At 35.1% G+C, this 26,074-nt stretch carries 27 protein-coding genes, 1 tRNA gene and 2 other RNA genes; 15 read left to right on the top strand and 15 right to left on the bottom strand.

The features are described 5' to 3' along the window. Positions 1–220 precede the first annotated feature (220 nt). Complete coding sequence (gene guaB / locus HF196_RS01855) at positions 221–1,714, bottom strand: IMP dehydrogenase (RefSeq protein WP_168455566.1); 1,494 nt, start codon at positions 1,712–1,714, stop codon at positions 221–223. 171 nt (positions 1,715–1,885) lie between these two features. Here guaB and purF point away from each other — a divergent pair, with 171 nt between their 5' ends. Further along, complete coding sequence (purF, locus tag HF196_RS01850) at positions 1,886–3,271, top strand: amidophosphoribosyltransferase (protein ID WP_168455565.1); 1,386 nt, start codon at positions 1,886–1,888, stop codon at positions 3,269–3,271. Between the two features lie 103 nt (positions 3,272–3,374). On the opposite strand, the gene HF196_RS01845 is transcribed toward purF, so the two are convergent. Further along, positions 3,375–3,629: a J domain-containing protein gene (locus HF196_RS01845; RefSeq protein WP_246198592.1), complete on the bottom strand. Its 255-nt coding sequence runs from the start codon at positions 3,627–3,629 to the stop codon at positions 3,375–3,377. A gap of 169 nt (positions 3,630–3,798) precedes the next feature. Here HF196_RS01845 and HF196_RS01840 point away from each other — a divergent pair, with 169 nt between their 5' ends. After that, positions 3,799–4,371: a NifU family protein gene (locus HF196_RS01840; RefSeq protein ID WP_168455563.1), complete on the top strand. Its 573-nt coding sequence runs from the start codon at positions 3,799–3,801 to the stop codon at positions 4,369–4,371. After that, the gene (gene hisS / locus HF196_RS01835; protein WP_168455562.1) at positions 4,368–5,609 is read left to right on the top strand and encodes a histidine--tRNA ligase; all 1,242 of its coding nucleotides are present in this window, start codon (positions 4,368–4,370) and stop codon (positions 5,607–5,609) included. The genes HF196_RS01840 and hisS overlap by 4 nt, the downstream gene beginning before the upstream one ends. Positions 5,610–5,625: 16 nt before the next feature. Here the strand turns inward: hisS and HF196_RS01830 are convergent, their stop codons facing one another. The 6 genes from HF196_RS01830 to ffs all read right to left on the bottom strand — a co-directional run bounded on the left by HF196_RS01830 (position 5,626) and on the right by ffs (position 10,278). Further along, on the bottom strand, positions 5,626–6,123 hold the full coding sequence (locus HF196_RS01830; RefSeq protein ID WP_168455561.1) for an invasion associated locus B family protein: 498 nt from the start codon (positions 6,121–6,123) through the stop codon (positions 5,626–5,628). Then, positions 6,116–7,009 (bottom strand): RNA polymerase sigma factor RpoH, encoded by an 894-nt coding sequence (rpoH, locus tag HF196_RS01825; RefSeq protein WP_168455560.1) that lies wholly within the window; start codon positions 7,007–7,009, stop codon positions 6,116–6,118. The genes HF196_RS01830 and rpoH overlap by 8 nt, the downstream gene beginning before the upstream one ends. A 284-nt stretch (positions 7,010–7,293) precedes the next feature. Continuing rightward, a complete protein-coding gene (locus HF196_RS01820) occupies positions 7,294–8,019 on the bottom strand; it encodes an acyloxyacyl hydrolase (protein WP_168455559.1) in 726 nt (241 codons plus the stop codon). A 326-nt stretch (positions 8,020–8,345) separates the two neighbouring features. Then, positions 8,346–8,660: a YbaB/EbfC family nucleoid-associated protein gene (locus HF196_RS01815; RefSeq protein WP_168456256.1), complete on the bottom strand. Its 315-nt coding sequence runs from the start codon at positions 8,658–8,660 to the stop codon at positions 8,346–8,348. A 21-nt stretch (positions 8,661–8,681) separates the two neighbouring features. Next, positions 8,682–10,166, bottom strand: coding sequence for a DNA polymerase III subunit gamma/tau (gene dnaX / locus HF196_RS01810; protein ID WP_168455558.1), 1,485 nt, complete (start codon positions 10,164–10,166; stop codon positions 8,682–8,684). A gap of 20 nt (positions 10,167–10,186) precedes the next feature. After that, positions 10,187–10,278, bottom strand: an RNA gene (gene ffs, locus HF196_RS01805) — signal recognition particle sRNA small type. Positions 10,279–10,484: 206 nt separating this feature from the next. Between ffs and HF196_RS01800 the strand changes: the two genes are divergently transcribed. Then, complete coding sequence (locus tag HF196_RS01800) at positions 10,485–11,138, top strand: glutathione S-transferase family protein (RefSeq protein WP_168455557.1); 654 nt, start codon at positions 10,485–10,487, stop codon at positions 11,136–11,138. Between the two features lies 1 nt (position 11,139). Here the strand turns inward: HF196_RS01800 and HF196_RS01795 are convergent, their stop codons facing one another. Continuing rightward, positions 11,140–11,790 (bottom strand): O-methyltransferase, encoded by a 651-nt coding sequence (locus HF196_RS01795; protein WP_168455556.1) that lies wholly within the window; start codon positions 11,788–11,790, stop codon positions 11,140–11,142. Between the two features lie 241 nt (positions 11,791–12,031). On the opposite strand from HF196_RS01795, the gene HF196_RS01790 reads away from it, so the two are divergent. Next, the gene (locus HF196_RS01790) at positions 12,032–12,310 is read left to right on the top strand and encodes a DUF2671 domain-containing protein (protein WP_168455555.1); all 279 of its coding nucleotides are present in this window, start codon (positions 12,032–12,034) and stop codon (positions 12,308–12,310) included. A gap of 30 nt (positions 12,311–12,340) precedes the next feature. On the opposite strand, the gene HF196_RS01785 is transcribed toward HF196_RS01790, so the two are convergent. The 3 genes from HF196_RS01785 to ssrS form a co-directional block, all read right to left on the bottom strand. Then, complete coding sequence (locus HF196_RS01785; RefSeq protein WP_168455554.1) at positions 12,341–13,042, bottom strand: thioredoxin domain-containing protein; 702 nt, start codon at positions 13,040–13,042, stop codon at positions 12,341–12,343. Between the two features lie 64 nt (positions 13,043–13,106). Further along, positions 13,107–13,556: a type II toxin-antitoxin system RatA family toxin gene (locus HF196_RS01780; RefSeq protein ID WP_168455553.1), complete on the bottom strand. Its 450-nt coding sequence runs from the start codon at positions 13,554–13,556 to the stop codon at positions 13,107–13,109. 18 nt (positions 13,557–13,574) lie between these two features. Then, positions 13,575–13,736: non-coding RNA, 6S RNA (gene ssrS / locus HF196_RS01775), on the bottom strand. Positions 13,737–13,847: 111 nt separating this feature from the next. On the opposite strand from ssrS, the gene HF196_RS01770 reads away from it, so the two are divergent. Both HF196_RS01770 and HF196_RS01765 read left to right on the top strand, forming a co-directional pair. Next, positions 13,848–14,438 (top strand): MlaC/ttg2D family ABC transporter substrate-binding protein, encoded by a 591-nt coding sequence (locus HF196_RS01770; RefSeq protein ID WP_168455552.1) that lies wholly within the window; start codon positions 13,848–13,850, stop codon positions 14,436–14,438. After that, a complete protein-coding gene (locus HF196_RS01765; RefSeq protein ID WP_168455551.1) occupies positions 14,435–15,733 on the top strand; it encodes a bifunctional folylpolyglutamate synthase/dihydrofolate synthase in 1,299 nt (432 codons plus the stop codon). Before HF196_RS01770 ends, HF196_RS01765 begins: the two co-directional genes overlap by 4 nt. Before the next feature lie 241 nt (positions 15,734–15,974). Here the strand turns inward: HF196_RS01765 and HF196_RS01760 are convergent. Continuing rightward, positions 15,975–16,047: transfer RNA gene (locus HF196_RS01760), tRNA-Thr, on the bottom strand. Between the two features lie 79 nt (positions 16,048–16,126). Between HF196_RS01760 and rsmA the strand changes: the two genes are divergently transcribed. From rsmA to HF196_RS01725, 7 genes are all read left to right on the top strand, one after another. Further along, positions 16,127–16,933, top strand: a complete 807-nt coding sequence (rsmA, locus tag HF196_RS01755) for a 16S rRNA (adenine(1518)-N(6)/adenine(1519)-N(6))-dimethyltransferase RsmA (RefSeq protein ID WP_168455550.1) — start codon at positions 16,127–16,129, stop codon at positions 16,931–16,933. Between the two features lie 279 nt (positions 16,934–17,212). After that, entirely contained in the window at positions 17,213–17,938 is a 726-nt protein-coding gene (locus HF196_RS01750; RefSeq protein ID WP_168455549.1) for a F0F1 ATP synthase subunit A, read from the top strand. Between the two features lie 61 nt (positions 17,939–17,999). Next, positions 18,000–18,227, top strand: a complete 228-nt coding sequence (locus tag HF196_RS01745; RefSeq protein WP_168455548.1) for a F0F1 ATP synthase subunit C — start codon at positions 18,000–18,002, stop codon at positions 18,225–18,227. A gap of 1 nt (position 18,228) precedes the next feature. Continuing rightward, complete coding sequence (locus HF196_RS01740; RefSeq protein ID WP_168455547.1) at positions 18,229–18,708, top strand: F0F1 ATP synthase subunit B family protein; 480 nt, start codon at positions 18,229–18,231, stop codon at positions 18,706–18,708. Between the two features lie 8 nt (positions 18,709–18,716). Beyond that, positions 18,717–19,193, top strand: coding sequence for an ATP synthase F0 subunit B (locus HF196_RS01735; protein WP_168455546.1), 477 nt, complete (start codon positions 18,717–18,719; stop codon positions 19,191–19,193). Positions 19,194–19,207: 14 nt separating this feature from the next. Then, a complete protein-coding gene (locus HF196_RS01730) occupies positions 19,208–20,815 on the top strand; it encodes a glycosyltransferase family 2 protein (RefSeq protein ID WP_168456255.1) in 1,608 nt (535 codons plus the stop codon). Further along, a complete protein-coding gene (locus HF196_RS01725) occupies positions 20,764–21,795 on the top strand; it encodes a COX15/CtaA family protein (protein ID WP_168455545.1) in 1,032 nt (343 codons plus the stop codon). The genes HF196_RS01730 and HF196_RS01725 overlap by 52 nt, the downstream gene beginning before the upstream one ends. Here the strand turns inward: HF196_RS01725 and HF196_RS01720 are convergent. Next, positions 21,778–23,757: an acetyl-CoA carboxylase biotin carboxylase subunit gene (locus HF196_RS01720; protein ID WP_168456254.1), complete on the bottom strand. Its 1,980-nt coding sequence runs from the start codon at positions 23,755–23,757 to the stop codon at positions 21,778–21,780. The two genes, HF196_RS01725 and HF196_RS01720, sit on opposite strands and share 18 nt — an antisense overlap. 76 nt (positions 23,758–23,833) lie before the next feature. Further along, complete coding sequence (locus HF196_RS01715) at positions 23,834–24,538, bottom strand: hypothetical protein (protein WP_168455544.1); 705 nt, start codon at positions 24,536–24,538, stop codon at positions 23,834–23,836. Positions 24,539–24,698: 160 nt separating this feature from the next. Here HF196_RS01715 and gltX point away from each other — a divergent pair, with 160 nt between their 5' ends. Beyond that, on the top strand, positions 24,699–26,060 hold the full coding sequence (gltX, locus tag HF196_RS01710) for a glutamate--tRNA ligase (RefSeq protein ID WP_168455543.1): 1,362 nt from the start codon (positions 24,699–24,701) through the stop codon (positions 26,058–26,060). Positions 26,061–26,074 lie beyond the last annotated feature (14 nt).

The following is a 26,074-nucleotide window of genomic DNA, read 5'->3' as shown; positions in this document are numbered from 1 at the left end:
CTTCAATGAACATAAGGAATCTCTTATTTTCGATTCTATATAAAAATGAAAATAAGGCTGGATTACAGCGTCACACGCTGGAATGACAGGGTTGTGGGTGTCATCCCAGTAGCCTCTGCGATGTCATCTGAGTAGCTGGCACTAGCCTTTTTCACCTTAGATTCCAGTGTTGGGGCATTGGGATGGCAGGAGAGCTACTTGAATGATATGAAAAAAGAATCTACTCTGAATCGGCTGATAAATTAGGTGCTTGATAAGCGTAATTTGGAGCTTCTTGTGTAATAATTATATCATGGGCATGGCTCTCTCTGAGTCCCGATGCAGTAATAGTAACGAATTTGCAGTTTTTCTTCATCTCCTCTATACTTCTATTACCAGTATACCCCATTGCAGCCTGCAACCCACCAATTAATTGATGGATTACCCCTGAAGCTGGACCTTTAAATGGGACTCTTCCTTCTACTCCTTGTGGAACTAATTTGAGTTTTGAGTCTTTATCTTGAAAATAGCGACTTGCTGAACCTCGTTTCATCGCGCTGATAGACCCCATTCCTCGATAGCCTTTGTATGCTCTGCCCTTGTACATGATGATTTCGCCTGGACTTTCGTCAGTGCCTGCAAAAAGTGAACCAATCATCACAGAATCAGCGCCTGCTGCGATAGCTTTTGCAACATCTCCTGAGTATTTTATCCCACCATCGGCAATTAATCTTACTTTTCTTGCTTTACATACTTCTGCAACATTTTGAATTGCGGAAAATTGTGGCACACCAACACCTGTAACTATCCTAGTTGTGCAGATTGATCCAGGCCCTATGCCAACCTTCACTGCATCAACGCCCGCGTCAATCAATGCTTCAGCAGCCTCTTTTGTGGCAATGTTACCACCTACTAGCTGCGTGTTTGGATACATCGCTTTTATTTCTCTAATGGTGCTGATAACATTTTCGGAATGGCCGTGAGCGGTATCTACGACAATCACATCAATTTCTTCTCCAATTAAAGCTTCACACCTTTCTATGCCATCCTTTTTGCCAGTGCCAACTGCAGCAGCAACTCTGAGCCGCCCTTTACTGTCTTTACATGAATTGGGGTATCTATTGTATTTTTCAATGTCTTTAACCGTAATTAGGCCTATACAACAAGAATTTTCATCTACGACCAGAAGCTTCTCTATTCTATTTTCATGCAACAATTTCATTGCTGAGGCGCTATCCACTTCCTGCTCCCGCACTGTAATTAGCCTGTCTTTTGTCATCACTTCAGAAACTTTTACACCCATGTTCTGGTCTTCAATAAACCTCACGTCCCGGTTAGTTAAAATTCCCACCAACTTAAATTGATCAACCACAGGAATGCCAGAATAATTGTGCTCTTTCATTAATGAAATCGCTTCCGCAACTGTTTTATCTGGAGAAATCGTGATTGGGTTATACACGATCCAACTTTCATATTTTTTTACTCTTCTGACTTCCGAAATTTGCTCATCTATTGATAGATTTTTATGTATGCAACCTATCCCACCATGTTGGGCAATAGCTATTGCAAAGTCTGATTCAGTAACAGTATCCATTGCAGAAGATATGATAGGGATATTGAGTTCTATGCTATTTGTTAAATAAGTTTTCGTATCTGCATCACAAGGCAATATATTAGAATGGGCTGGCAAGAGTAGTATATCGTCGAACGAATAACAAGCTTCCATTTTTTTCATACGCTTTATTTAAAGCTTATACATCAATTAATTGAATTGCAATAGAGCTTTGCGAAATTCGCTTTGAATGCCTGCATCAAAATTACTGTCACAAAACTAAGTTTAAAAAGAAATAAAATACTTGTGCTTTACCTACGCTAAAGTAAAATTAAACTTTACTCGATAGTTTCTATGCTTGATGAAATGCATGAAGAATGCGGAGTATTTAGTATAAGCTGCAATAAAGATGCTGCTTTTGACTCTATACTAGGCCTGCATGCTTTGCAGCATAGAGGTCAAGAATCTTTTGGTATAACAACGAGTAACAACGGTAAGCTGCATTCTTATCATTTTCAAGGTCAAGTGAGTAGTGTGCTTGACGATATAGGTGAAATAAAAAAATCCTTGCCTGGAGATTATGCAATAGGCCACGTCCGATATTCAACAAGTGGCAGTAAGGTCGGAGCGCAGCCCATGCTTGGCAAAAGCAGTAAGTTTGGAGATTTTGCTATAGCACATAATGGTAATTTAATTAATATTTTTCCAATACGCGAGCGGTTAATTAAACAGGGGTGTGTTTTTCAATCGGATATCGATACAGAAGTGGTAGTACGTTTAGTAGAAACCAATACAAAAGATAACTTTCTAGAGAGTTTTATATGTTCATTAAAGCAGATACAAGGCGCTTATTCCTTTGTTGCAATCAACCAAGAGATGGTTATTGGAGTGCGTGATCCAGCAGGAATCAGACCACTTGTTTTAGGAAAGTTAAACGGCTCTTACGTGCTTGCATCTGAGACTTGTGCTTTTGATATAGTAAATGCAGAGTTTATCAGAGAAATAGAACCAGGCGAATTAGTCACTATTGATCATAATGGCCATCTAACTTCAGCATTTCTTTTTGCACAGCAAAAACCGAGCTTTTGTATTTTTGAATACGTTTATTTCTCAAGACCAGATAGCATAATGGAAGGCAGGTCTATATATGATATGAGAAAAGAAATAGGGAAAACGCTCGCAGAGGAGAGTCCACCAAAAAACAATGTGGATATGATTGTACCAATACCTGATTCTGGAATACCTGCAGCCATTGGATATGCAAAGCATTCAGGGTTACCTATGGAGCTGGGAATAATTCGTAATCATTATATAGGAAGAACTTTTATACAACCAACTGCTGAAGTGCGTAAAGTCAGAATAAAGTTAAAATTCAACGCTAATAAGCACATTCTAAAGGGTAAAAACATAGTTTTAATAGATGACAGTATAGTACGTGGCAGTACACTCAGAAGCATAATAGTTATGTTAAAAGATGCAGGAGTAAGAGAAATTCACTTAAAAATTTCAAGTCCACCAATTAAATACTCTTGCTTTTATGGAATCGACACACCAGAGCGCAAGGATTTAATTGCTGCAAATCAATCTATAGAGGAAATAAAGGTAAGTATAGGAGTGAATAGTTTGACCTTCCTAAGTATTGATGGGCTATATCGGGCTGTTAAGAAAGAGAAACGCAATAATATAGCACCGCAATACTGCGATGCTTGTTTCACTGGTGATTATCCAATTGGTAAGTAATCGGTATAAAACGTTTTTCTATGTTATGTCGTCGGTATTAGAGGTTGTTGTCTACAGGTCAATAATAATTTTACGAGTTAAATAACATGTTTACTTGGGTTAGTTATTGTTTCCTCAGCAACCTATCACGTGCTGCATTTAACTTTTGTGCAAAATATTCTGAGCCTCCTTTATCTGGGTGAACTAACTTCATTAAATTTTGATATGCTTTATTGATTTCATTTTTGCTTGCTTCAGGATTTAGCCCCAATATTTTCAGTGCCTCATCTGTGGACACATTATCACCGGTGTAATTTTTAGCATGACTTTTACTACCATTTAGTTCGTTCAAAAACTTACTTAATATAGAATTCACCATGAAGCTTATGTTATTTTTTTTTGTTAGGAAAAGAAAAAATACAACAATGCTAGGCAGAACAAATGTAATTACTATGGATATTAAAAAAAGAAAAAAGATGAATGACATGTATATTTTTTTATCATTTTGTGATTAAATAGTAACAATTATAGTCGTCATGGTAAACAACATGTTCATTCAAATTGAAGAAACACCAAACCCAAACACGCTAAAATTTCTTCCTGGGTTTGCAATTTTAAACGAAGGAGAAACGGCTGATTTTTCAAATGCGGATGAAATAAAAAATTCTAAACTAGCAGCAAATCTTTTTCAAATAGAGCATGTTATTAGAGTATTTTTTGGTCATGATTTTATTTCAGTAACCAAATTAGATGAAATTAAATGGGACATATTAAAAGTGGAAATTTTAACTACAATTATGGATCACTTTACTTCTGGTGGGAAAGCACTTGATAAGGAAGGGGTGAATGATAATAATATACTAGAAGAAGAATTTTTTGATGAAAGTGATATAGAAATTGTAAACAGGATAAAAGAGTTGATGGAAAGCTATATTAAACCTGCAGTTGCTCAAGATGGTGGTGATATCAAATTTCGTGGCTATAAAGACGGAATAGTTTACGTTGAGCTGCAAGGAGCTTGTTCTGGATGTCCAAGTGCTGCAATTACTCTCAAGCAAGGAGTGCAAAACATGCTGTGTTATCATATACCAGAAATTTCAGGTATAGAAACTATAATATGACTAATCAAACGGTTAGAGGAACAAAAGATCTCCTATTTGATGAATGGTATAGGTTTAAATATGTTCAACAAACAGCAAGTGAAATTTCAAGTTTATATGGTTTTTTGCCTGTTGAAACTCCAATATTTGAATATACAGAAGTCTTCACAAAAACTTTAGGTGATAGTTCAGATATCATCAATAAAGAGATGTATACCTTTAATGATAAAGGGGGCAAGAGCATAACTTTACGTCCTGAGTTCACCGCAGCGGTCGTCAGGCTTTTGATTGAAAAAAAACTGCAAACACCAATAAAATTATTCTCGACAGGACCTGCATTTCGCTATGAAAGACCGCAAAAGGGGAGGCAAAGGCAATTTCATCAGATAAATTTTGAAGCTTTCGGCATAGAAGATCCAAAAGCCGATATTGAATTGATTACACTTGCTCAGCATCTATTAACTGAATTTGGTATCGATAAAAATGTAAGGCTGGAAATTAATTCTTTGGGCGATGGTGAAACAATAGGTAAGTATAGAAAAGCCTTAATATCATATTTTAAAAAGTTTCAAAACGACCTATCAGAAGATAGCCAAAATCGATTGATTAAGAACCCACTCAGAATATTAGATTCCAAGGACAAGACAGATAAAGAAATAATCTCTGGTGCACCTAAAATCAGTGACTATTATACAAAAGAGTCCTTGAGTTTCTTTGAGCAAATACTAAATGGATTAACAATTCTTGATATACCTTATACTGTAAACGATAAATTGGTCCGAGGTTTAGATTATTATTGCCACACAGTGTTTGAATTCGTCACGGAAGATTTGGGTAGCCAAGGAGCAGTTTTTGCAGGAGGAAGATATGATAATCTAGTATCTTCAGTAGGTGGGAAGCATACTCCGGCAATAGGGTTTGCAGGAGGTATTGAGCGCATAATGGAACTGACCAACTATTTCGTAAAAGAGGAAAGAGCTGTTTGTCTAATTCCTATTGGCAAAAAGGCTGAAGAGCATGCTCTGACACTTGCAAATGAGCTGCGCAGAAATGGTTTATATGTAATCTATGAGTATAGCGGAACTCTCAAAACCCGAATGAAAAAAGCAAATCAAGCGGATGCTAAAGTTGCGCTTATTTTTGGTGATGAAGAACTGAGCAGCAAAACCTTAAAGGTCAAAGATATGGACACAGGTGCAGAAAAAATAATTGCTCGTGGCAATATAATAGAAAACATTCATCAATCTTTGTTCGCGTGAGTTAAATAAATATAGTTTACTTCGTGTGGCACAAGTCATGCATTTTTTGATACGCTTTTTGGAAGCCAAGTAGAGAATAAGTGTCATCAACAGTTGTTGCTTTTATTTTACCATTAACCACCATTGATAATCCTTGCTTCATCTTGAGAACTAGCTCTTGATCTGTTTTTGTATGCTCTGCCCATGCAAGATTTCCCTGTGTTATAGACAATTTATATTTGACTTTTTTGTCAATATTGAGAACGACAGGCTCCTTGTCATACTGAAAGCCAGAAGTGACGCTTATCTCATCTGCTTTTTTGTCAACATAACTAACCATCACATACGGCTTACGAGTGGTTGTATAATGCTCGCTTTTCTTCTTAGGATAAGATACGATGTAACACACTTTTTCTCCATCTTCTAATGCGGTGTACACGAGCCAATCTTTATATTTTTCCTTTAACTGCACATCACTAACTGATGCCAGAGCACCTATTGAAAATAGTGTTAAAAATATAAAAAAACTACGCATGTAAACCAAGTTTTGAACTTTCTGATTGTATATGTTGTTTCACCTTACTCATCGCTTGTTCAGCCAGCTGCCTTATCCTTTCTCTTGAAATACTATACTTTTTACTCAGCTCGTCTAGAGTTTTAGTATTTTCAGATAAATATCTGCTGATAAAAATATCTCTCGACCTTTCATTAAGGTTTGCTAGTGCATTATTCAAAATTGTTTCTTTTAATTCTTTCTCTTCATGACTCTGATAGGTTATTTCTTGGCTAACTGAGTTACAAGGAATCATATCTTGTAGCTCCTTTTTAGAATCATCACCTATCTTTATGCAATTATTGAGTGACTGATCCTTACAAGTAAGACGATAATTCATCTGTACAACGTCTCCTTCGGATACAGAAAGTTCATTAGATATTGCTTTTATTTCTTCATTACTTAAGGTCTCTCTGTTTGTATATTGTAAAATCCTTTTTTTTATTTTACGCAAACTAAAAAATAACTTTCTTTGTGCTTGTGTTGTACCTATTTTCACAAACGACCAAGATTTCAATATAAAGTCTTTTATTGAAGCTTCAATCCACCAAACCGCATAAGTTGAAAAGCGAAACCCTAAATCAGGATTAAACTTTTTCACTGCATGCATTAAACCCATATTTCCTTCCATAATTAGGTCCATAAGCAACAATCCATAGTTTTTGAACTTCATTGCAATTTTCACTACCAAATTTAAATGGCTGGTAATTAACCTGTGAGCAGAAGAAATATCCTGATATTGTTGCCAATTTTTTGCTAGATATATTTCTTCTTCTTGGGAAAGCATAGGAAACCTTCGCACTTCAGCAATATACTGTGTGAGATTAGTGCTGCGATTAATACATAAACTTGCTGTTGGAATCAACATAACAACTTAAATTAAAACTTCATGCATATAATATACTGATTTTCAAGTAAAAATTCAAGTTTTTGCTTGAAAAAAAGTGCAGTTTATTGTTTTTCACCTGATTGAAAACCTTGTAGGCTTCAATTGTGAACACCAATCATACTGCATAAACTAAACAGCCTATAACAAACGATGTTATTCCAGTGCATAGAAACACTGGAATCCACATTTCTTTTTTTCTAGGTCCCAGCACCAGTTACCTGAAAGATAAGACTGGGACATAACAAGAAGAGCTGCGAAATAGATTAGAAATTAAACGTTACTCCAGCTTCTGCACCAACAGTACTGTAAAGAACTTTATATGCGCCTTTATCAGTAACCTTTTTGGTTGCATCGTCAGAATGTGCAGGATCTTGTTTTTCTCCATCAAAGTTAGCGCCATAAGAACCAAAATAACGGGCTCCAGCAAAGAGTTTGATTTCTGGAGTTACGTCATAACTGATACCAGCTTTTGCTTGATAAGCAAAACCAAATCCATGTTTTTGATCCCCCACAGGACTCTTCAAAGGATTGCTGAGATATGCTGCACCAACACCGACACCAACGTATGGGGTGATAGGCATGTCCTCAATTGCTACGTCGTAATACACATTAACTAGCCCTGACATTACTGATAAATCATCTGCAATCGCTGTATTGCCAGCTTTTGCTGTACCTGAGATTTCGTTTTTTTTGAGCTGCGAGTAAAGTCCCTCAACATCCACTCTGATGTCATCCATTTTATAACCAAAAGCAGCACCACCAGCCATAAAAGAAGCCTTGTAAGGATCAAAAGCTTTATTAGCACTATCTTGATATTGAATAGCATCAATTTTTGTTTTGAAAGGTAAAAATTCACCGTTGTACTGCAGGCGAATGTAGTAGCTAGTTTCTTCATCAGCTATTGGACCAACAGGATCTGAAAAAGCAGCGTTTGATAAACTTAGCAACGTCGCTAAAGCAGTTGCCGAAAAAAACTTTTTATAATGCATAATTGCCCTCGTTAAAAAAATTAAAATTCCACTTTAGCAATTTAAGTAAAAACTAAAGTTAAGTCAAGTACTAACTTAATAACATAAAATATTTGACATTTAAACTAATTTTTAGGGAAAAGGTAGGGATTTTATTAATGAAAATGAAATTATGTGACTTTTGACTTGATTCTTGATATTCCCTTACTAATTCCAGCATTGCTTTACTCTTTGCGTGTCACCTTCAATGCCACGGTTTCTTTCGTCTTTGACTATTTTTAGGTGTGCTTATTAAAATAACGCTAGTGCCAAAAGCATCAAAAACCTAATTAACAATATAGAAAAACTTAAAAGGGAAGCTTAAACCCAGGCGGCAGACCCATCATACCTGCAAGACCAGAGGTTGCATTTGCCATATCCTCCTCTGCTTTTTTAATAGCATCATTAAACGCCGCTGTTACTAAGTCTTCTACTATATCTTTTTCCTCATTTCTCATAAGTTCTAAGTCTATGTTTACCTTTTTGACTTTGTAACTACCTATTTTTATAATTTCTACCAACACAGAAACTTTACCACCACCAGAGATGCCTTGGAACTCTTTTCCAATGTATTTTTCTTGAGCTTCTGCAAGCTTTTTTTGCATCTCTTGTGCTTGCTTCATTATTTGACTAAAATCCACAACTTACTCCTTATTCTCTATATTAACTACCTTTGCACCTTTAAACGTATCAAGTACATCCTTAACCTCAGGTGCATAATTTAAGTTGCTCACTTCCCTGTTTATATAGCATGTATCAACTGTAATCACCCATTCTTGCTGAGTTACTTGATGCAAGTAATTTTTTAAATCATTACAAAAGTTACCACCCAACTGAGATACAGCTTTTAATTTTAAATATCCAGGTTTGCAGCTTACTAATTGTAGATTACTACATAGCTGTTTGTAAAGATAAATTTGGTTGTTCTGTCGTAATAGTTGCAAAATTTTATCGAAATCGTAATTTTTGTGCTGTGCACTCTCTATGTTATGTGTACTCCTTTGCTGTGTATTCTGTGCAAGAACTTTTTTGACTACCTGCTCGGGAGAAGGTAAATCAGAGAGATAACATAGGCTGATTAACATCATTTCAGCAGCAATATCATTACATGTTGAAGCTTTTATATCTTGAATGCCCTTGAGCAACACTTTCCACATCCTTGAGAAAAATATTAAAGACTTTTTTGTACCTAAGTCTTGTATTCTGTTCTTCTCGCATTCTGTTACCGAACTATCAATTTCTTTTGTAATCAAATAACGGCATATTAATTGGATTGTTTGTAATAAACCCTCGAAGATACTAATAGGGTTTGCTGTATTTGCTGCTTTGTCGAATACTGATAGAGCTTTCTGCAAATCACCATTCAGTGTTGCTTCTAGTAGATCAAATACAATATCTTTATCCACTAGGCCAAGTATTTCTATAACGCTCTTGATGGATATTGTACCATTTTTACTATATAACACTGCTTGGTTCATCAAAAATAAGGCATTGCGCATGGAATTGCCACAGTGGTGTGCAATTAATTCTGATGCTCCACTTTCGATGAGATAATTTTCTTTTTGTGCAACGTCATTCAAGCGCTCTACTATTTTAGCTGCAGGAATGTTGTACAAATCAAATCTTTGACAACGTGCAATGATAGTTATTGGTATCTTTTTTATTTCTGTGGTTGCCAAGATAAACCTTACGCTGGATGGTGGTTCTTCTAGGGTCTTAAGTAATGCATTAAATGCGCTGCTGGATAACATGTGTACTTCATCTATAATGTAAACTTTAAATTTAGAACTTATAGGTGAGTAACAAATATCTCCTAATATTACCTTGATATCTTCAACGCTAGTATGACTTGCCGCATCAATTTCAATCACATCGGGATGACTTGAGTTTTTTATTGCCAGACAATTTTCACATGATCCACAAGGTTCAAAAATTGGTCCTAAAGAACAATTTAAACATAGGGCTATTATTCTTGCTGTCGTAGTTTTACCAATTCCACTACTACCAGAAAGAAGTATAGATTGTGGAATTTTGTTAAGCGCAAAGGCATTTTCTAATATACGCACTAATACATCTTGACCTACCAAATCTTTGAAGCTGCTAGGACGATATTTTAATGTTATATTCATAGCTTCTAATAAAACAGACAATGAAGTAGGTATGCAACCCAAAAAGATCCTGGTGTGGCTGCTTCATTTCTGACCTGACCAAGTTACAGAGTTTTTGCCTGCATACCCTATAAAATATTATACTTTTTTTTTTATTTGGCAAGGTATATTCTATATTAGTTTTACAATTTGTATGTTAGACCTCTTGCAACACTACTTTGAAATAAGTCGTTGTTACCTAAAATACTCTTCTGTGCCAGATGGGATCCAGAAAAAAAGGATGTTGATATGTGCTGGAATGAGAGCCTATAAGTGTCATAATGACAAAGGAGGGAGTTTATGATTTTGTATCACTTCCCTTTGTGTCCATTTTCACGAAAAGTTAGAGCTCTTCTCAAGGAAAAAAAGTTGAGTTGTGATTTAGTATACGAAAATCCATGGGAGAAGCGCGATGAATTTATGAAGATTAATCCAATAGGACAGGTACCAGTACTTGTGGATAATAATTTTGTTATAGCAGACAGCAATGCTATTTGTGAATATATAGAAGAAACTTACAACAGCGATATTAAACTGCTGGATTTTTCTACTGCTGTTAAATCTAAAATACGAGCTTTAATTAACTGGTTTGACAATAAATTTTATAATGAAGTGACTAAATATATCATAAATGAGAAAGTGATTGTCAACCGCAGTCCTGACTCTAGATTTCTTCATGCAGCTAGGAATAACCTGTCTTGCCATCTGGAATACATTGAATACTTAATTAGCAAAAATGTCTGGCTTGCAACTGATAAGTTTACTTTAGCTGACATTACCTTGGCTTCACATGTTTCTGTGATGGACTACGTAAATAGTTTTCCATGGGAAAAAAGTAAAACTTTGAGAGAATGGTACTCTATTGTTAAATCTAGACCTTGCTTTCGTGATATGTTATTGGAGAGAGTTCTTGGTTTAACCCCTCCTAAACATTATGCCGACTTTGATTTTTAACTTATGTTAGCTTTAAAGCCACAGTCATCCCTTCATCAGTTGGAATCAATACAGAGCAATATTTCTTTTCGTCTGATAACCTATAATTAAATTCCCTCATGGCATGCCATGATTCTTTTGATACTTCTTTCGGAGGTGATTCCAAAAATACTGTGTTAAACAATAGAGTATTGTCAGCAATAATTAGTCCATCTTGTTTAACATGTAGCTCTGCCCAATCTAAGTATTTAGGGTAACCACTTTTATTTGCATCAATGAATGCCATGTCAAACGTTGCATGTGCTGACAACTCGTTCAATTTTTCCAATGCATTACCTTCTATTAAAGTAATTTTATTGTTCAGATTAAAAGCACTGAAATTTCTTTTTGCTATCCTTGAGTGCTCAGGATTATTTTCTATTGTGTATATATGGCCATGTTCAGGCAGAGCTTTTGCCATACAAATCGATGAGTAACCATATAACGTGCCGATTTCAACGATACTTCTTACTTTATGAATTTTTATGAGTAAACTGAGCAGCTTTCCTTCTTCAGCACTAATTTGAATATGTTGCTTTTTTTCAAGAACACAGCCTTCCTTTATTTTTTTGCAGTCCTTTGCAAATAAGTTTCTTATGTATAACGATTTCGTGCTGGAGTTATTACGTGCCATATCTTGTTATTAAAGGTTTAATTTATATAGAGTTTATATATTAGCTTAAGATAGTAAAAATACTTGTTTCAGGTTACTATTTCACAGTGTAAAATTTTAAGTGACAAAAATTATTATATATAATATTATAATTAACTAGTATAATAGTCGGTCGATTGTCATACTATAGTTAAAGAGACTGCTTATGTGCATTTCTCTTTATATTAAAATATAATTTTCATAATCAATTAGAGGGGGTTATATGTCTTATAATATTGCTGGTGAAGTTGAAACGCTAAGTAAGAAATCTAACAAAGACGAAGGGGTTGCATTACTGCATAACCCAGCTTATCGCGAGAAGTACAGGGAACGTTTCGATGAAGCACAGAAAAAAGTTATGGATATGGTTCAATTTTATGATGGGACAATAATATTAATAGAAAACAAAATTGCTATGTATTACTATGCTTGGCACAGTAAAAAAAGAGAGTTTGAGCGAAAAAAACAACAAGCAGTGATGAAAAATGACGGCTCAGCATAGTGGTCTTTTACGTGATAAGCTACAGTGGTACTAGCTCACTATAGCTTTTTCATATAGCTTATCTATTATATTGGTTAAGTATTCTAGCGTTTTATATCCTTCATGTTTGATTTTATTATGCTCTACATACAATTTATCATTATTAGGCTTAATGAAAAATATTGGAGTACCTGTAATGCCAAGCTTATTAATTGCCAGTGATTTATCGTTTATGATTTTATCCATTATTTTTTTATCATTGATGCATTGGTTGAACATGTCTTGCTTTAAGTTACTCAGTGCAGCAACTTTTTGTAACACAGTTAAGTCACTGAAATTATAGTAGTTCCACGAGTCTATTGAATTAAAAACAGCTTTATTGAAGTTAAAATAGTCTTCTTCTTTTTCGTAACAATAACTTAACATTGCAGCTTTTAATCCTCTATAATCCATGGGGAAGTGACGGAATACATACAACATCTTACCTTTATCTATATATTTCTTTTTGATTGCAGGAAAAACCTCCTTATGAAAAAGGGAACAGTGATAACAAGTTAGCGAAGCATACTCTATCATTAGAATAGGTGCTTTTGGATCTCCTAATAATTTATCGTCAGGCAATAGTGATAGTAGTTCTTTTGACGTCATTTCATCAGTTTTATGGGTGTGCTGGTTGTTGGGCAAGTCTTGCTTAACAACCGCATAAGAATTAACACTTATGAAAATTAATGTGAACAGTAACCTAAAAATCATTACAATACGAATACTAACCTGCTAAAAAAGTTATACATTTATATAAGTAATGTCAAGATACCTTTTACCCAGCAAGGCTTTCAACTCTATCTTTGAATGCAGCCATTATTTTGCTTTGTGTATATTTATACACTGAGTTTAATAGAGTCGAAAGTGAACTAGACTTGAACTCAAATTCTATATAAAACTTCACCATGGTCTTATTTTCATCTATAGAAATGAATTTCCATTCGTTGTACAAATGTTTAAATATTCCATTTGATGATACAGCTTTTATCCAACCTTCATTTGTTTTATTTGGAGAAAGAAAGGTTATTTTTGATGTATACCTACCTTTAATACCGTGAAAAGCCGCTAGTAGGTCCACGATCATTTGGCTGTTAGTTTTTTCTTTTATATACACAGCTTTGCACCAAGGAACAAAATCAGGATATTTCTCAACATCAATTACAACCTGAAATACATTATTAGGTGGACAGAAAAAAGTATCTTGTTCTTTATGTTGATAGAGCATGAATCTAAATTGACTAGAATAGGATCCGTGTCTACCGTTAGTCTTAGTAGATTCCTGAGACCTAAAGTTAAGGTGGGCATCGCGTATTAACTTCAATAGAATTAACAGAGGCAATTCCCTTGACTAGAAATTATCGCTCGGGAAATTTAACTTAACTTATAACGCGTAGCACAGACCCCTCTAAATTATAACTAGTTTACACAAGTTATGTCTATAGATATATTGTAGTCAGCAGTAGAACTAACTATTATTTAACCTTTATTAAATTTTACATTTTGAATGTTACGGTTAATGAGTATTACTAAAGTTTTAATCGGTATTGTTTCTATTATCATTTCTTCGGGTGTTTACGCTAATTGTGCAGAGCATAAAATTTTTGTGCACACTATGAAGCAACAAGTGGATAGCGTACCTACAAAAGAGGATAAAAAAAATAGAGAATACGTGTACAAAAAACTTCAGGAGATCATTCAAAGTAATGTTAACCTCAAAGAAATATCACGGTTTGTTATGGGAAAACACTGGTCTTTGGCTACCCAGAAAGAGAGAGAAAGTTTCTTAAAAGAATATGAAGTATACCTTACACGTTTATGTGTTAAAATTTTATATAAACACATAAATGGTAGCGAAATGACTATAATGGGTTCAAGAGCAGTTGATGACGAAACCTGCCTGATTAGCACAAGGTTTTCTTACGGTGACGAAGAATTTGTAAATATTGATTTTAAAGTTACTAAAAATGGCAATTCCTTCTTAATCAGTGATGTTGCAATGAATGGGATAAGCATTTCTATTAATCAACGCTCTCAATTTAGTGAGAAAATTGATACATATGGCATAGCGAGTGTTATCAGTGAATTAAAATGTAACAATAATCTATGATATACATGCCTCATTGGCCCAAACCACTTGGCAGCAGACCAAGAGATTTCTCTCTTGAGCGCATAAGAGGTTTTCTAGATAAGTTAGGAAATCCTGAGAGAAAAATACCCCCCGTAATTCACATAGCTGGAACTAATGGAAAAGGCTCAACATTGTCATTTATGAGGTACATGCTGCAAGCAGCAGGGTATAAGGTCCACACATATACCTCTCCACATTTAGTAAATTTCAATGAAAGAATAGTTGTTGCAGGTAGTTGTATCGATGATAATGAACTGCATAACTTATTAGAAGAGAGTCGTGCTGTAGTTGCAAATCAGCCTATCACTTTATTTGAAGCTGCAACAATTACAGCTTTTCTAACTTTCTCTCGTCATGAAGCCGACGTCACTTTAATTGAAGTGGGTATGGGTGGAAGGCTTGACGCAACAAATGTTATAGATAATCCGATTTTAACAATTATTACTTCCATCGCATTTGATCATACGGAGTATCTTGGCTCTACTTTGGAAACCATAGCAGGTGAAAAGGCTGGAATAATGAAACCTAATATTCCTTGCGTAATAGCACCACAGGAAAAAACTGTGATGAGTACGCTAGAACATTGCGCAATAAATAAGAAATCCCCTGTGTACAGAGGAGGCTTTGAGTGGAATTGCAGAAAACAAAACAGCAAGATGATTTTTCAATCGGCTGTTCAATCAATAGAATTTCCTTTGCCGTCTTTAAAAGGCGATCACCAAATAGTGAATGCAGGGAATGCTATTGCAGCATGTAGCATTTTGAGTGGAAAATATGGGTTTAATGTTGAAGAAGAAGATATCGTTTCAGGTTTACAGAGTACCTACTGGCCTGCACGGCTAGAACCTATAAACAAGGGCTATTTAATTTCTTTATTACCAAAAGACTGGCAATTATTTTTGGATGGAGCACATAATAATGACGGTGCTAGAGTATTAGCTGAATGGATAAAGGATAATTTTGCTGAAGGTATTTATGTAATTTTCGGCGTCACACGTAACAGAAGTGTAGAAGAGTTTTTGAAATACTTAAAACCATATATCAAATTATTATGTGCGGTTTGCGTTAAATCTGAGCCTAAGGCAACGAATACATGTCTAATCAGAAAAGGGGCTGATAATATAGGAATAAATGCGATTGAATGTGAATCAATCGGCAATGCAATATCAAATTACATATTAAAAGCTCCTATCCAGGACATCAAAACTATACTGATTTGTGGCTCATTATTTTTGGCTAGAGACTTTGCTATGGAAAATAGAATCCTTGCATAACAAACTGTTTCCTATCATCCAAACAGCCTTTTTTTGTCAACAAATTACATAACCTTTACAGAGATGACATTATAGGTGGCTACTTGGATGACATCGTTGGACTACTTGCATGACACTACTTTTGCTTCAATGTTTACCATACCCCTGAGTAGATACAATTCAAAAGCCCACAAAGGCTACATTTAAGCTATGTTAATTCTTTTAATTCTCACTTGCCAGATTGAGGCTTGCCCTTTGCATGTGCCGGCTGTCGGACTTGAACTGACAACCTACTGATTACAAGTCAGTTGCTCTACCAATTGAGCTAAGCCGGCATTAAATATATATACAATTATCAATGAATTCTCGTCAACTAGTTTTTAAAATTATCAAAATACTGCATAATAAAATAATATGAGAAAATTTTTATTGAAGCCGAAAAAGACTCTAGGACAAAATTTTATTTTATCAAACGACATCACAAAAAGAATAGTCGGTTTGGCTGGCAATCTGGAAGATTTTAACGTCATTGAGATTGGTCCTGGATATGGTGCATTAACAAGGGAGATATTAGCATGTAATCCAAAGTCGTTGCTTGCTATAGAAAAAGATAGCAACTTAGTGAAACATCATAATCAATTGCTGAATGAGTATAAAGAAAGGTATAGGATTATAGAAGCTGATGCACTTCAGGTGGCAGAAGAAGAACTAGTAGAACGTCCAATAAAAATTATTGCTAACTTACCTTACAATATTTCAGTAGCATTATTTTTAAAGTGGTTAAACAGCATAAAATTTTTTACAAGTTTGACATTGATGTTTCAAAAAGAAGTAGCAGATCGCATTGTAGCAAAACCCAATTCTAAGGACTATGGTTCCCTATCAATGCTAAGCCAGTTATTGTGCGATATAAAAAAGGAATTTGATATTGAACCTAAAGAGTTCTTTCCAAGACCAAAAGTACATTCCTCGATAATTACAGTGAAACCTTTGCCTACCCAAAGGTTTGCAGTAAATTTAGAAGCCCTAAAGAGATTAACACGTACTGTTTTCGCTCAAAGAAGAAAGATGCTGAGAAACAGCTTACAGAGTATAACAGATCACGTTGAAACCATCCTTGGAAACGCTAAATTAAGTGGTAATGAACGCCCAGAAAATTTAACTATTGACCAATTTTGTTTGCTAGCAAATGGTATGCAAAAAGAACTATTCAATAGTTAGGATAGCATATTAAACCTAAGTGTTAAAGGCTTAATAAAGCTGTTGGATTTAAAAGCAAAGCACTAACGATAATTAGCGGCTGTACTCTAAATGTAGAGCTTCAAGCCAAGAACGCAGAAGATGCTCAAGCTATTAGAGGTAGTATAGAGAATTGTGATTTTAAAATCAAAGTGAGTAAAAAAAGCTCTGTGTTACAAAGTCTAATAATCTTAACTCTTGACTTTGCCCTATAGAGTTTATACTTTATTTACTGTCACAGTCTAAGTTTATAGGGTCAAAATGGCGTTAAATCCGCTAGAACAATTTAAAATACACACAATCATAGAATTACCCAGGTTATTCGGATACGACATAAATTTTACTAACTCATCTCTTTTCATGATGATTTCAGTAATGGTAGTTGTACTTTTCTTACTTTTGGGAGTAAGGCAAGGACTAATAATACCAGGATATCTGCAAGCTGCAGTTGAGTGTGTATACGATTTTGTTATTTCCATAATAGAAAGCAATACTGGAAGCAAAGGCCTGGAGCACATTCCATTGATATTCACAGTATTTATTTTCACTCTATCGTGTAATTTAGTCGGTGTCCTTCCCTATAGTTTTACGGTTACAAGCCACGTGATAGTTGCTTTTGCCTTATCGATGATAGTTTTTACTTATACAACTGTTGTTGGATTCAAAGAAAAGGGAATAAAGTTTTTACGAATATTGCTGCCGGAAGGTACTCCGTGGTGGCTGGCGCCCATGATGGTTTTCATTAAGCTATTTGCCTACTTGGCAAGACCTGTAAGTTTGTCAATAAGGCTTGCTGCAAACATGATTGCAGGTCATACAATTATTAAAGTGATAGCAGGATTTATTATGAATATGCATTTGACTCTGACTCCTATACCGTTTTTATTCATAATTGCGCTAATAGGCTTTGAAGTGTTTGTTGCAATTTTGCAGGCTTATATATTCACCTCTTTAACATGTGTATACTTGTCAGATGCAGTAAAGTAATTGACTTTGTTTGTAGAGCGTTTTACAATTAATACTGTAAGGAAATGGTTAAAGGTAATATATGGATTTAGTAGCTTTAAAGTTTATAGCAATTGGTTTGAGTGTACTTGGCATGCTTGGAGCAGGTCTTGGTGTAGCGAATATATTTTCTACTATGTTAAGTGGACTTGCGAGAAACCCTGAGTCAGAAGATAAGATGAAAAAATATGTATATACAGGGGCAGCTTTAGTTGAAGCAATGGGATTGTTTGCATTTCTGCTTGCACTGTTATTAATATTTGTTGTTTAGTATGCCACAACTTGATGTTTCAACTTTCTTTTCTCAAATTTTTTGGTTTTTAATTTTTTTCTCTTTACTTTTTTTTGTAGTAAGCTATTTATTTTTACCAAAGCTGGATGAAATAATAAACATTAGAAGTAAGAAAGTGTTGGATTCTTTTAATAGTTCCATCTATCTTCTAAAGCTTGTAGAAAACCAGACTGTTAAATATAATGTAATTTTAAACGAAGCTAGAGCGCAAGCAAAAAAGGTTATAGATAATGCACTTACCCAAGTGGAAGAAATGAGGGCAAGTGTGAAAGATGTATTAGAAGAGGAAGACAAAAAGATGAGTAAGATAATTGAAGAAAAAGTATCAAAGTTTAAATCTGAGTACACCAGTGAATTAAAGCGAATAGCTACTGATATTGCCTTAATTTACTACAATAAGTTAACCAATTCTGAAATTGAAGAGGAGTTTGTTGCTAACTTAATATCCAAAGAATTTTAGAGGTTTTTATGTCTACATCAATAATTGTTAGTCTTGCTTTTTTGGTAGGGTTTATCCTTTTATACAGGTTATTAAAGAAATTAATAAAAGGCGTTCTTAATAAAAAACGTAATAAGAGCAGGCTTACGAACGAAGAGATTGAAAAATTTAGAAGAGATATGTTGGAATACTACAAAGAGTCTTCTGAAAAATATAAAAAATTAGATATAGAGGTTAATAAAATAATGAACGAAGCGCTTGATAAGGCTAATAGTATTATCAAGCACAATAGACAACTATTGGACCAGACATTAGATGATAATACCCGTTCTCGCTTGAAGAAAGTCACTGATCAAGCTGAAAAAGCCATTGGAGACTTACAAGCTAATACAGCAAATATAGCTGCTGACGCTGTAAAAAAAATAATGCGAGAACATAAGGATGATAAGCGCAGTAGCGAGATCATATCTTCACTTTCACGTGACTTAAATAAAAAACTGCATTAGATTTAATGCAACAACTGCCAATACTTCAAGCCAGCAATATAAAAAAAATTAGGATCGATTCCAGTTTATGCAAAGAACAAGAAAAGCCTTTTTACTATAAATTTAATGTAGTTCCTTGGCAAAAATTAAATAATACTACTTTTTTTATAATTGGAAATGTAAGTCAAGATGGCAACACCTGGATCAAGGCCCACTACAGTGATGACTGTGTATTGATAGAAGCCGATGACAGACAGGTTTTAGATCTGCTCAACTTACACTTTGGTATTTCAGAATTTGCAAGCAATTATTTATATTACAAGAATCCTGGTTTTTCAGTCAAGAGTACCAAGCTAAGCGCAATATTTTCTGCTTCCTTTTTTATCATAACTTCAATTTTAACACTAACAGGGAAATATACATACTGTGCCTTGATGTTTATGTTTGTAATTGGATGTTCTAGTTATTTATTCAAATTTATAACTACAGTTTTTAGTTTATACGGAACCTCCGATCGCAAAATAGATTGCGATAAGGTAAATAAAAAAGGTTTTCCTATATATACTATTTTATTGCCTGCTTTTAAAGAAAATGCAGTGATAGAACAGTTGATTAAAAACATTGAAAGTTTGGACTATCCAAAATCAAAATTAGATGTGAAGCTCTTGATAGAAAATGATGATCAGGAAATGCTTGCAGCCTTAGAGGAGCATACTTTACCGCAATATTTTGAAGTAATCAAAGTACCTCATTCTCTGCCTAGAACAAAAGCTAAGTCATGTAATTATGCCATGAGCTCTGTCGAAGGAAAGTACGTGGTAATATATGATGCAGATGATAAGCCAGACCCATTGCAGCTAAAAAAAGCACTAATTGAATTTAATAAGGGCGACAGTAAGTTAGCCTGTGTGCAGGCGAAGTTAAATTACTACAATTACGATTACAGCTTTCTTACAAAATCCTTTTCTCTGGAGTACATGAACTGGTTCCAGTATTTATTGCCCGGATTTCAAAAAATGAATATGCCAATACCTTTGGGTGGCAGTAGTAATCACTTTTCAGTCGAAATTTTGAGGAAAGTGCTTTTCTGGGATGCTTATAATGTTACTGAAGACGCTGATTTAGGCTTGAGGCTCGCACAAATGGGATACAGAACTAGAATTATTGATTCGGAAACATTGGAAGAGTCACCAACTAATGTGTTTGCTTGGATCAAGCAAAGAGCACGCTGGATTAAAGGTTATATGCAAACTTACATTGTTCATTTAAAAAATATAAAGTCACTTTACAAACATACTGGACTCAAGGGAGTTTTGTTATTGAACCTTTTTGTTGGCTCTGCAGCCTTTATGTTTTTTACCACCCCGTTTTTATTACTTTCACTTGTGTTAACTAAAGTTTTAAATGAACTGTTTTTGTGCTACTTCATAGTGGTTTATATTGTTAACCTGATCTTTTCGATAATAACTATCAGACAGCAAAAGATGCCTGCTTATTTTTATACAGTATCAATACTTTTTCCTGTCTATAGCTTGCTACATAGCGTTGCCGCTTTTTTTGCCCTGTGGGAATTTATTTTTTATCCTGAGCGATGGAACAAAACTCAGCACGGTTTATGGAACAAAAGCAATCAAAATTCATAGCCATTTGGCTTTTTCTTTGTTCTATCATGGTAATTTTTATGGTAGGAATTGGCGGGTTTACTAGACTTTCAAAAGCCGGATTGTCAATTACAGAGTGGAAACCTGTTACTGGAACGCTACCACCACTAAGTGAGCAAGATTGGCTGCAGGAAAAGTTAAAGTATGAGGATACACCTGAATATAAAGCGTTTAACTACGGTATTAGTATGAAGGAGTTTCGTGCTATATACTTAATAGAATATATACACAGATTATTTGCAAGGCTAACAGGTTTAGTTTTTGTTCTGCCGTTTATATATTTTATGCTAAGAAAGAAAATATATAAAAAGGTATTAATAAGGCTATCTATAGTACTGTTGTTTGGAGCATTACAAGCTTTTGTTGGTTGGTATATGGTAAAAAGTGGTCTGGTATCCGAACCTCATGTTAGTCACTACAGACTTGCACTTCACTTGCTGCTCGCATTGGTTATCTTTGCATTATTGTCATATCAATTCTTTGACTACCAAATCAGGCCAAAACAAACAAAACTCAGGGTTAGTTATAACACCAGGTACTATGTAGTAATTATTTTGGTTCTGGTCATGATACAAATAATCTTCGGTGCTTTTGTTGCAGGATTAAATGCTGGTTTAATTTACAATACTTTTCCACTAATGGACGGGAGAATCGTTCCTAAGGATTTATTTTTCTTACAACCTACATGGTTAAATATTTTTGAAAATAGAGCAACAGTGCAATTTATACATCGAGCATTAGCACTGCTAATATTAGTTTTAGCAACAATACTTACAATAAAAAATGCCAGTGTAAAGCCGGTATATATTATGCTGCTTTCTGTCATCACTCAGATAACCTTAGGAGTAGTTACTTTGTTGTTACACATACCAATGGTCATTGCTATAGCTCATCAAATGTTTTCATTTATCTTGTTTGGATCAGGTTTGTATTTCTTATGTTACTTAAGAAAGCAGACCTAATACCACATCGCCAGCCTGTATATTTTTTCCTTCTTGAACGGCAATATTTTTAATTACCATTGCTGCTTCAGCACATATGATATTTTCCATTTTCATAGCTTCCACAATGAATAAAGGTTGTCCTACCTCTACCTGATCTCCCACGTTTACGTGTAATTTAACTAACAAACCAGATATTGGAGATTTTACAGCATCTACTGAAACCCCTTCCGGTTCATTGTTTAACATCAATTTGCTTAATTCAGCTACATGGGGTTTAAACACATAATACTCAGCTTGCATCCCTGCATATCTTATAAAGTGTTTACTGCCTTGCCTTTCTACTTTAAGTATTATATCGGTGTCATCATTAATTGTGATACATAGCAACCTACGACTTGGCTTCCACTTGCCCACTACAGAGTATGTACTGTGATTATATACTGTTGTTAACGTGTTATCTTGATATTGCGCATTTATGGAGTACTCGTTGTCATTTATTCTCACTATGAATGCTTTATCTATTGACTTATTGTAATACCTTTCCTCATTTTCTAAGTGAACATATAATGCGGCGAAAATAAATATTTTGATATACTCTTCTGTAACGAAATCGCTGTGGAACCCACTGGGGTAATGATCTGGAATGAATCTCGTGTGGAGCTTTGCTGCAACAAAATTTGGATGGTGAAAGATAGATTCTAAAAACTTTATATTATTTGTTACTCCATCTATATAGCATTCAGATAATGCTTTCTGCATTTTGCTGATTGCTTCTATTCTATCTTTTCCATATGTTATTACTTTTGCAATCATCGAGTCGTAAAACATGCTGATTTCCGAACCTGCGGCAACTCCATCATCCACTCTTACGTGATCATTTTCACTCGGCTTATCGTAATATTTTATTCTTCCACTGGAAGGAAAAAATTTTTTTGATGGATCTTCAGCACAAATCCTACTTTCTATTGCAGAGCCAGTAAGTTTAATGTCATCTTGAATGAACCTTAGCTTTTCTCCACAGGAAATTCTAATCATTTCTTCTACTATATCTATTCCAGTTACAAATTCTGTTACTGGGTGTTCAACTTGCAATCTTGTATTCACCTCAAGAAAATAGAAATTTTGATCTTTGTCTACAACAAACTCAATAGTGCCCGCTGAGAAATAGCCAACTTGATTTGTCAGGGAAACACATTGGGCATACATTTCTTGCCTTACCCTCTCGCTGATGAATGGACTTGGCGTTTCCTCTATTATCTTTTGATTATTCCTTTGTACTGAACACTCCCTCTCCCCAAGACATACTACATTCCCGTATTTGTCTGCTATAACCTGTATTTCAATGTGCCTCGGTAACTCTATATATTTCTCTATAAAGATACTCCCATCCTTAAAACTTTTTTCTGCTTCATTCGTAGCTGATGTGAACGCTAGTTCAATTTCCTTTTTGGAATTTACAATTCGCATACCTTTACCACCGCCACCTGATGCAGCTTTAAGCATTACAGGGAAACCGATCTCTTCAGCAACTTGAGCTGCATGAGCAGTGTCGTTAATCTTGCCCATATATCCTGGTACTACATTTACTCCAGCCTTCCTCGCAGCCTCCTTTGCTGTTATCTTGTTGGCTGTGGCTTCTATTGTTTCTGTACTTGGACCGATGAAATCTATATTGTATTTTTGCAAAGCACGTGGAAAATCTGGATTTTCTGCTAAAAAGCCATAGCCAGGATGCACTGCCTGAGCACCTGTTTCAATTGCTACTTCACATATTTTTTCGATGTTTAAGTAACTGAGGTAAGCAGGCGAAGGGCCAATGTATTTTGACTCATCTGCTTGCCTTACATGTACAGAATGTGTGTCTGCATCTGAATACACACATACACAAGATATACCCATCTTGCGTGCAGTTCTAATAATCCTGCAGGCAATTTCCCCTCTGTTCGCTATTAAAACTTTACTGTACTTCTTTTTTGTCATCATGTGATTATACTTTCTTAAGTTAAGAAAGTAAATTTCTATATCATTGCCTGCAAGTGATTTTTCTTTTTATGTACTAAATTGGACCTGTGTAACGTGAAGCCATTTCCGTACTGATACCCTCCATTAGAGTGCTTGCGTCATTCAAGTCATATATCTCACCAAATGCTTTGAATGACAGGCATGCAGCCCCACCAGAAGCTATTGTCGCTGCCGAAGCTAATGCAAGGCTTTGAGAAACCATATACAGAAAGTATAAAGAAAGACACAAAGCAGCAATACACGCTATAGCTCCTATTATATATAAGCATAAGTGAAATTTTCTATTACATAAAAAACTTTTTTTTATGCCTGCAATCTCTCTCACTTCTTCCCGGACTTCCTTACTAACCATATCAAGAGGAGTCATCTTGCGGATATTTAACGCACATCTGTTGCTTAATGCATTTCTGACGTAACTTTTGAAACTCTCTGATTTTTCTTTTGTTACTTTTTCCGAATTCAAATACTCAAATATTCTGCTTACCACATTCGGTAATATTTTAAATTTTGCTGCTATGTGAAACGGATTTTCATGATTTTCGTTGTACTCTAACAAATGAATATCATTCTCAACGCTTTTCTTAAAAATAGATAAAAAAGTCTCAGTGCTTCTTGTTCTTGCAGCTAGATGTAAGAGATTATCTCCACTTACTATCACCTTATCAGATGGATCTGTGTAACACCAATTGATATTATTTTTATTATTTGAGAGCAAATTTTCTATTTTAGGTTCACCCACAACATACCTCGCTATATTGAATTGATATTAAGTTATACGCCATAATCTATGAAAAATAAATACAATTTTATCTCCATAGGATTAGTAATTTACAGTAATTCCACATTGTTGCAAGCATAAATTTTGGCTATTATCATTTACGTCACTGTAACAAATGAATATGTCAGATGTAGTTACTAGATTCGCTCCGTCACCAACGGGATTTTTACACATTGGTGGCGCTCGTACAGCTTTATTCAATTGGCTTTACGCAAAGCACCATGATGGTAGGTTTTTGCTGAGGATTGAGGACACTGACAGAAAACGTTCAACACAAGAGGCAATCGATGCAATAATGGATGGGCTAAAATGGCTTGGTGTAAGCTATGATGGAGAAATAATATATCAATCAAAAAGGATAGAGCGGCACATTAAAGTGGCAAATCTTTTAGTCAAACAGGGTAGGGCATATTATTGTTACTGCCCTGAGAATGAAGTTGCGGAAAAGAAGGCAAAAGCAAGAGAAGAAGGGAAAGTATACAAACATAAATGTACTAATGTGACACCAAACGTAAAGCCCGTTGTACGCTTTAAAGTACCAGACTCGCAAGAAATCGTTGTTGACGATAAAATATATGGTCAAATTAAAGTAAATAGCAGCCAACTTGATGATATAGTAATTCTACGTTCTGATAACACTCCAACATATATTTTTGCTGTGGTGATTGATGACCACGATGCCGGGATAACTGATATAATACGTGGTTCAGATCATCTCACTAACACCTTTAAACAAGTGCTGATATATCAGGCTTTCGATTTTAATATTCCACGTTTCGCGCATGTGCCGCTTATTCATGGGGAAGATGGGAATAAGCTTTCCAAAAGGCATGGTGCCACGAGCATTTGCGATTACGAGAAGATGGGAATATTGCCAAAAGCAATGCGTAATTACCTGCTGAGACTTGGTTGGAGCCACGGTAACGACGAGATTATTAACGATGAGCAAGCGGTAGAGTGGTTTAATTTAGAAAGCATCGGTCGTTCACCTGCACAACTTGATTTCAAAAAATTGGAGCATTTGAATAACCATTACATCAATAATATAAGTAATGAAGATATTCTGGCTCTAATACTTGGAGAAAATACTCTCACTGACAAGAAAAAAAACTATTTATTACAGGGACTAACAGAGCTAAAGAAAAGAGCAAATTACCTGACAGAATTACTGGATTTAGCAAAATTTTATATTCAAGATCCACCACTTGATTTAAGTGAAGAAGCTAGACAAATTGTCAAATCTAACCTCGATATAATCAAGTTACTTGCATCGTTTCTCTCGAATATTGATAATGAAAATTGGAACAAGAGCTTTCTGTCTTCTCAAATCAAGAAATTTGCAAAGTTACATGACGTTAAAATGAGTGACGTTTACCACTCACTACGTGCCCCTATAACTGGGATAATGGATGCACCCGGAATTATCGATATCATGGTGATTCTTGGAAAAGATGAGTGCATAAAGAGGTTGCGAGAACTGTAGTCGGCATTTGCTCT

The sequence above is a fragment of the Wolbachia endosymbiont of Ctenocephalides felis wCfeJ genome (genome assembly GCF_012277315.1).
In the GTDB taxonomy this organism is placed as follows: domain Bacteria; phylum Pseudomonadota; class Alphaproteobacteria; order Rickettsiales; family Anaplasmataceae; genus Wolbachia.
This window is presented reverse-complemented; position numbering and strand designations above follow the sequence as displayed.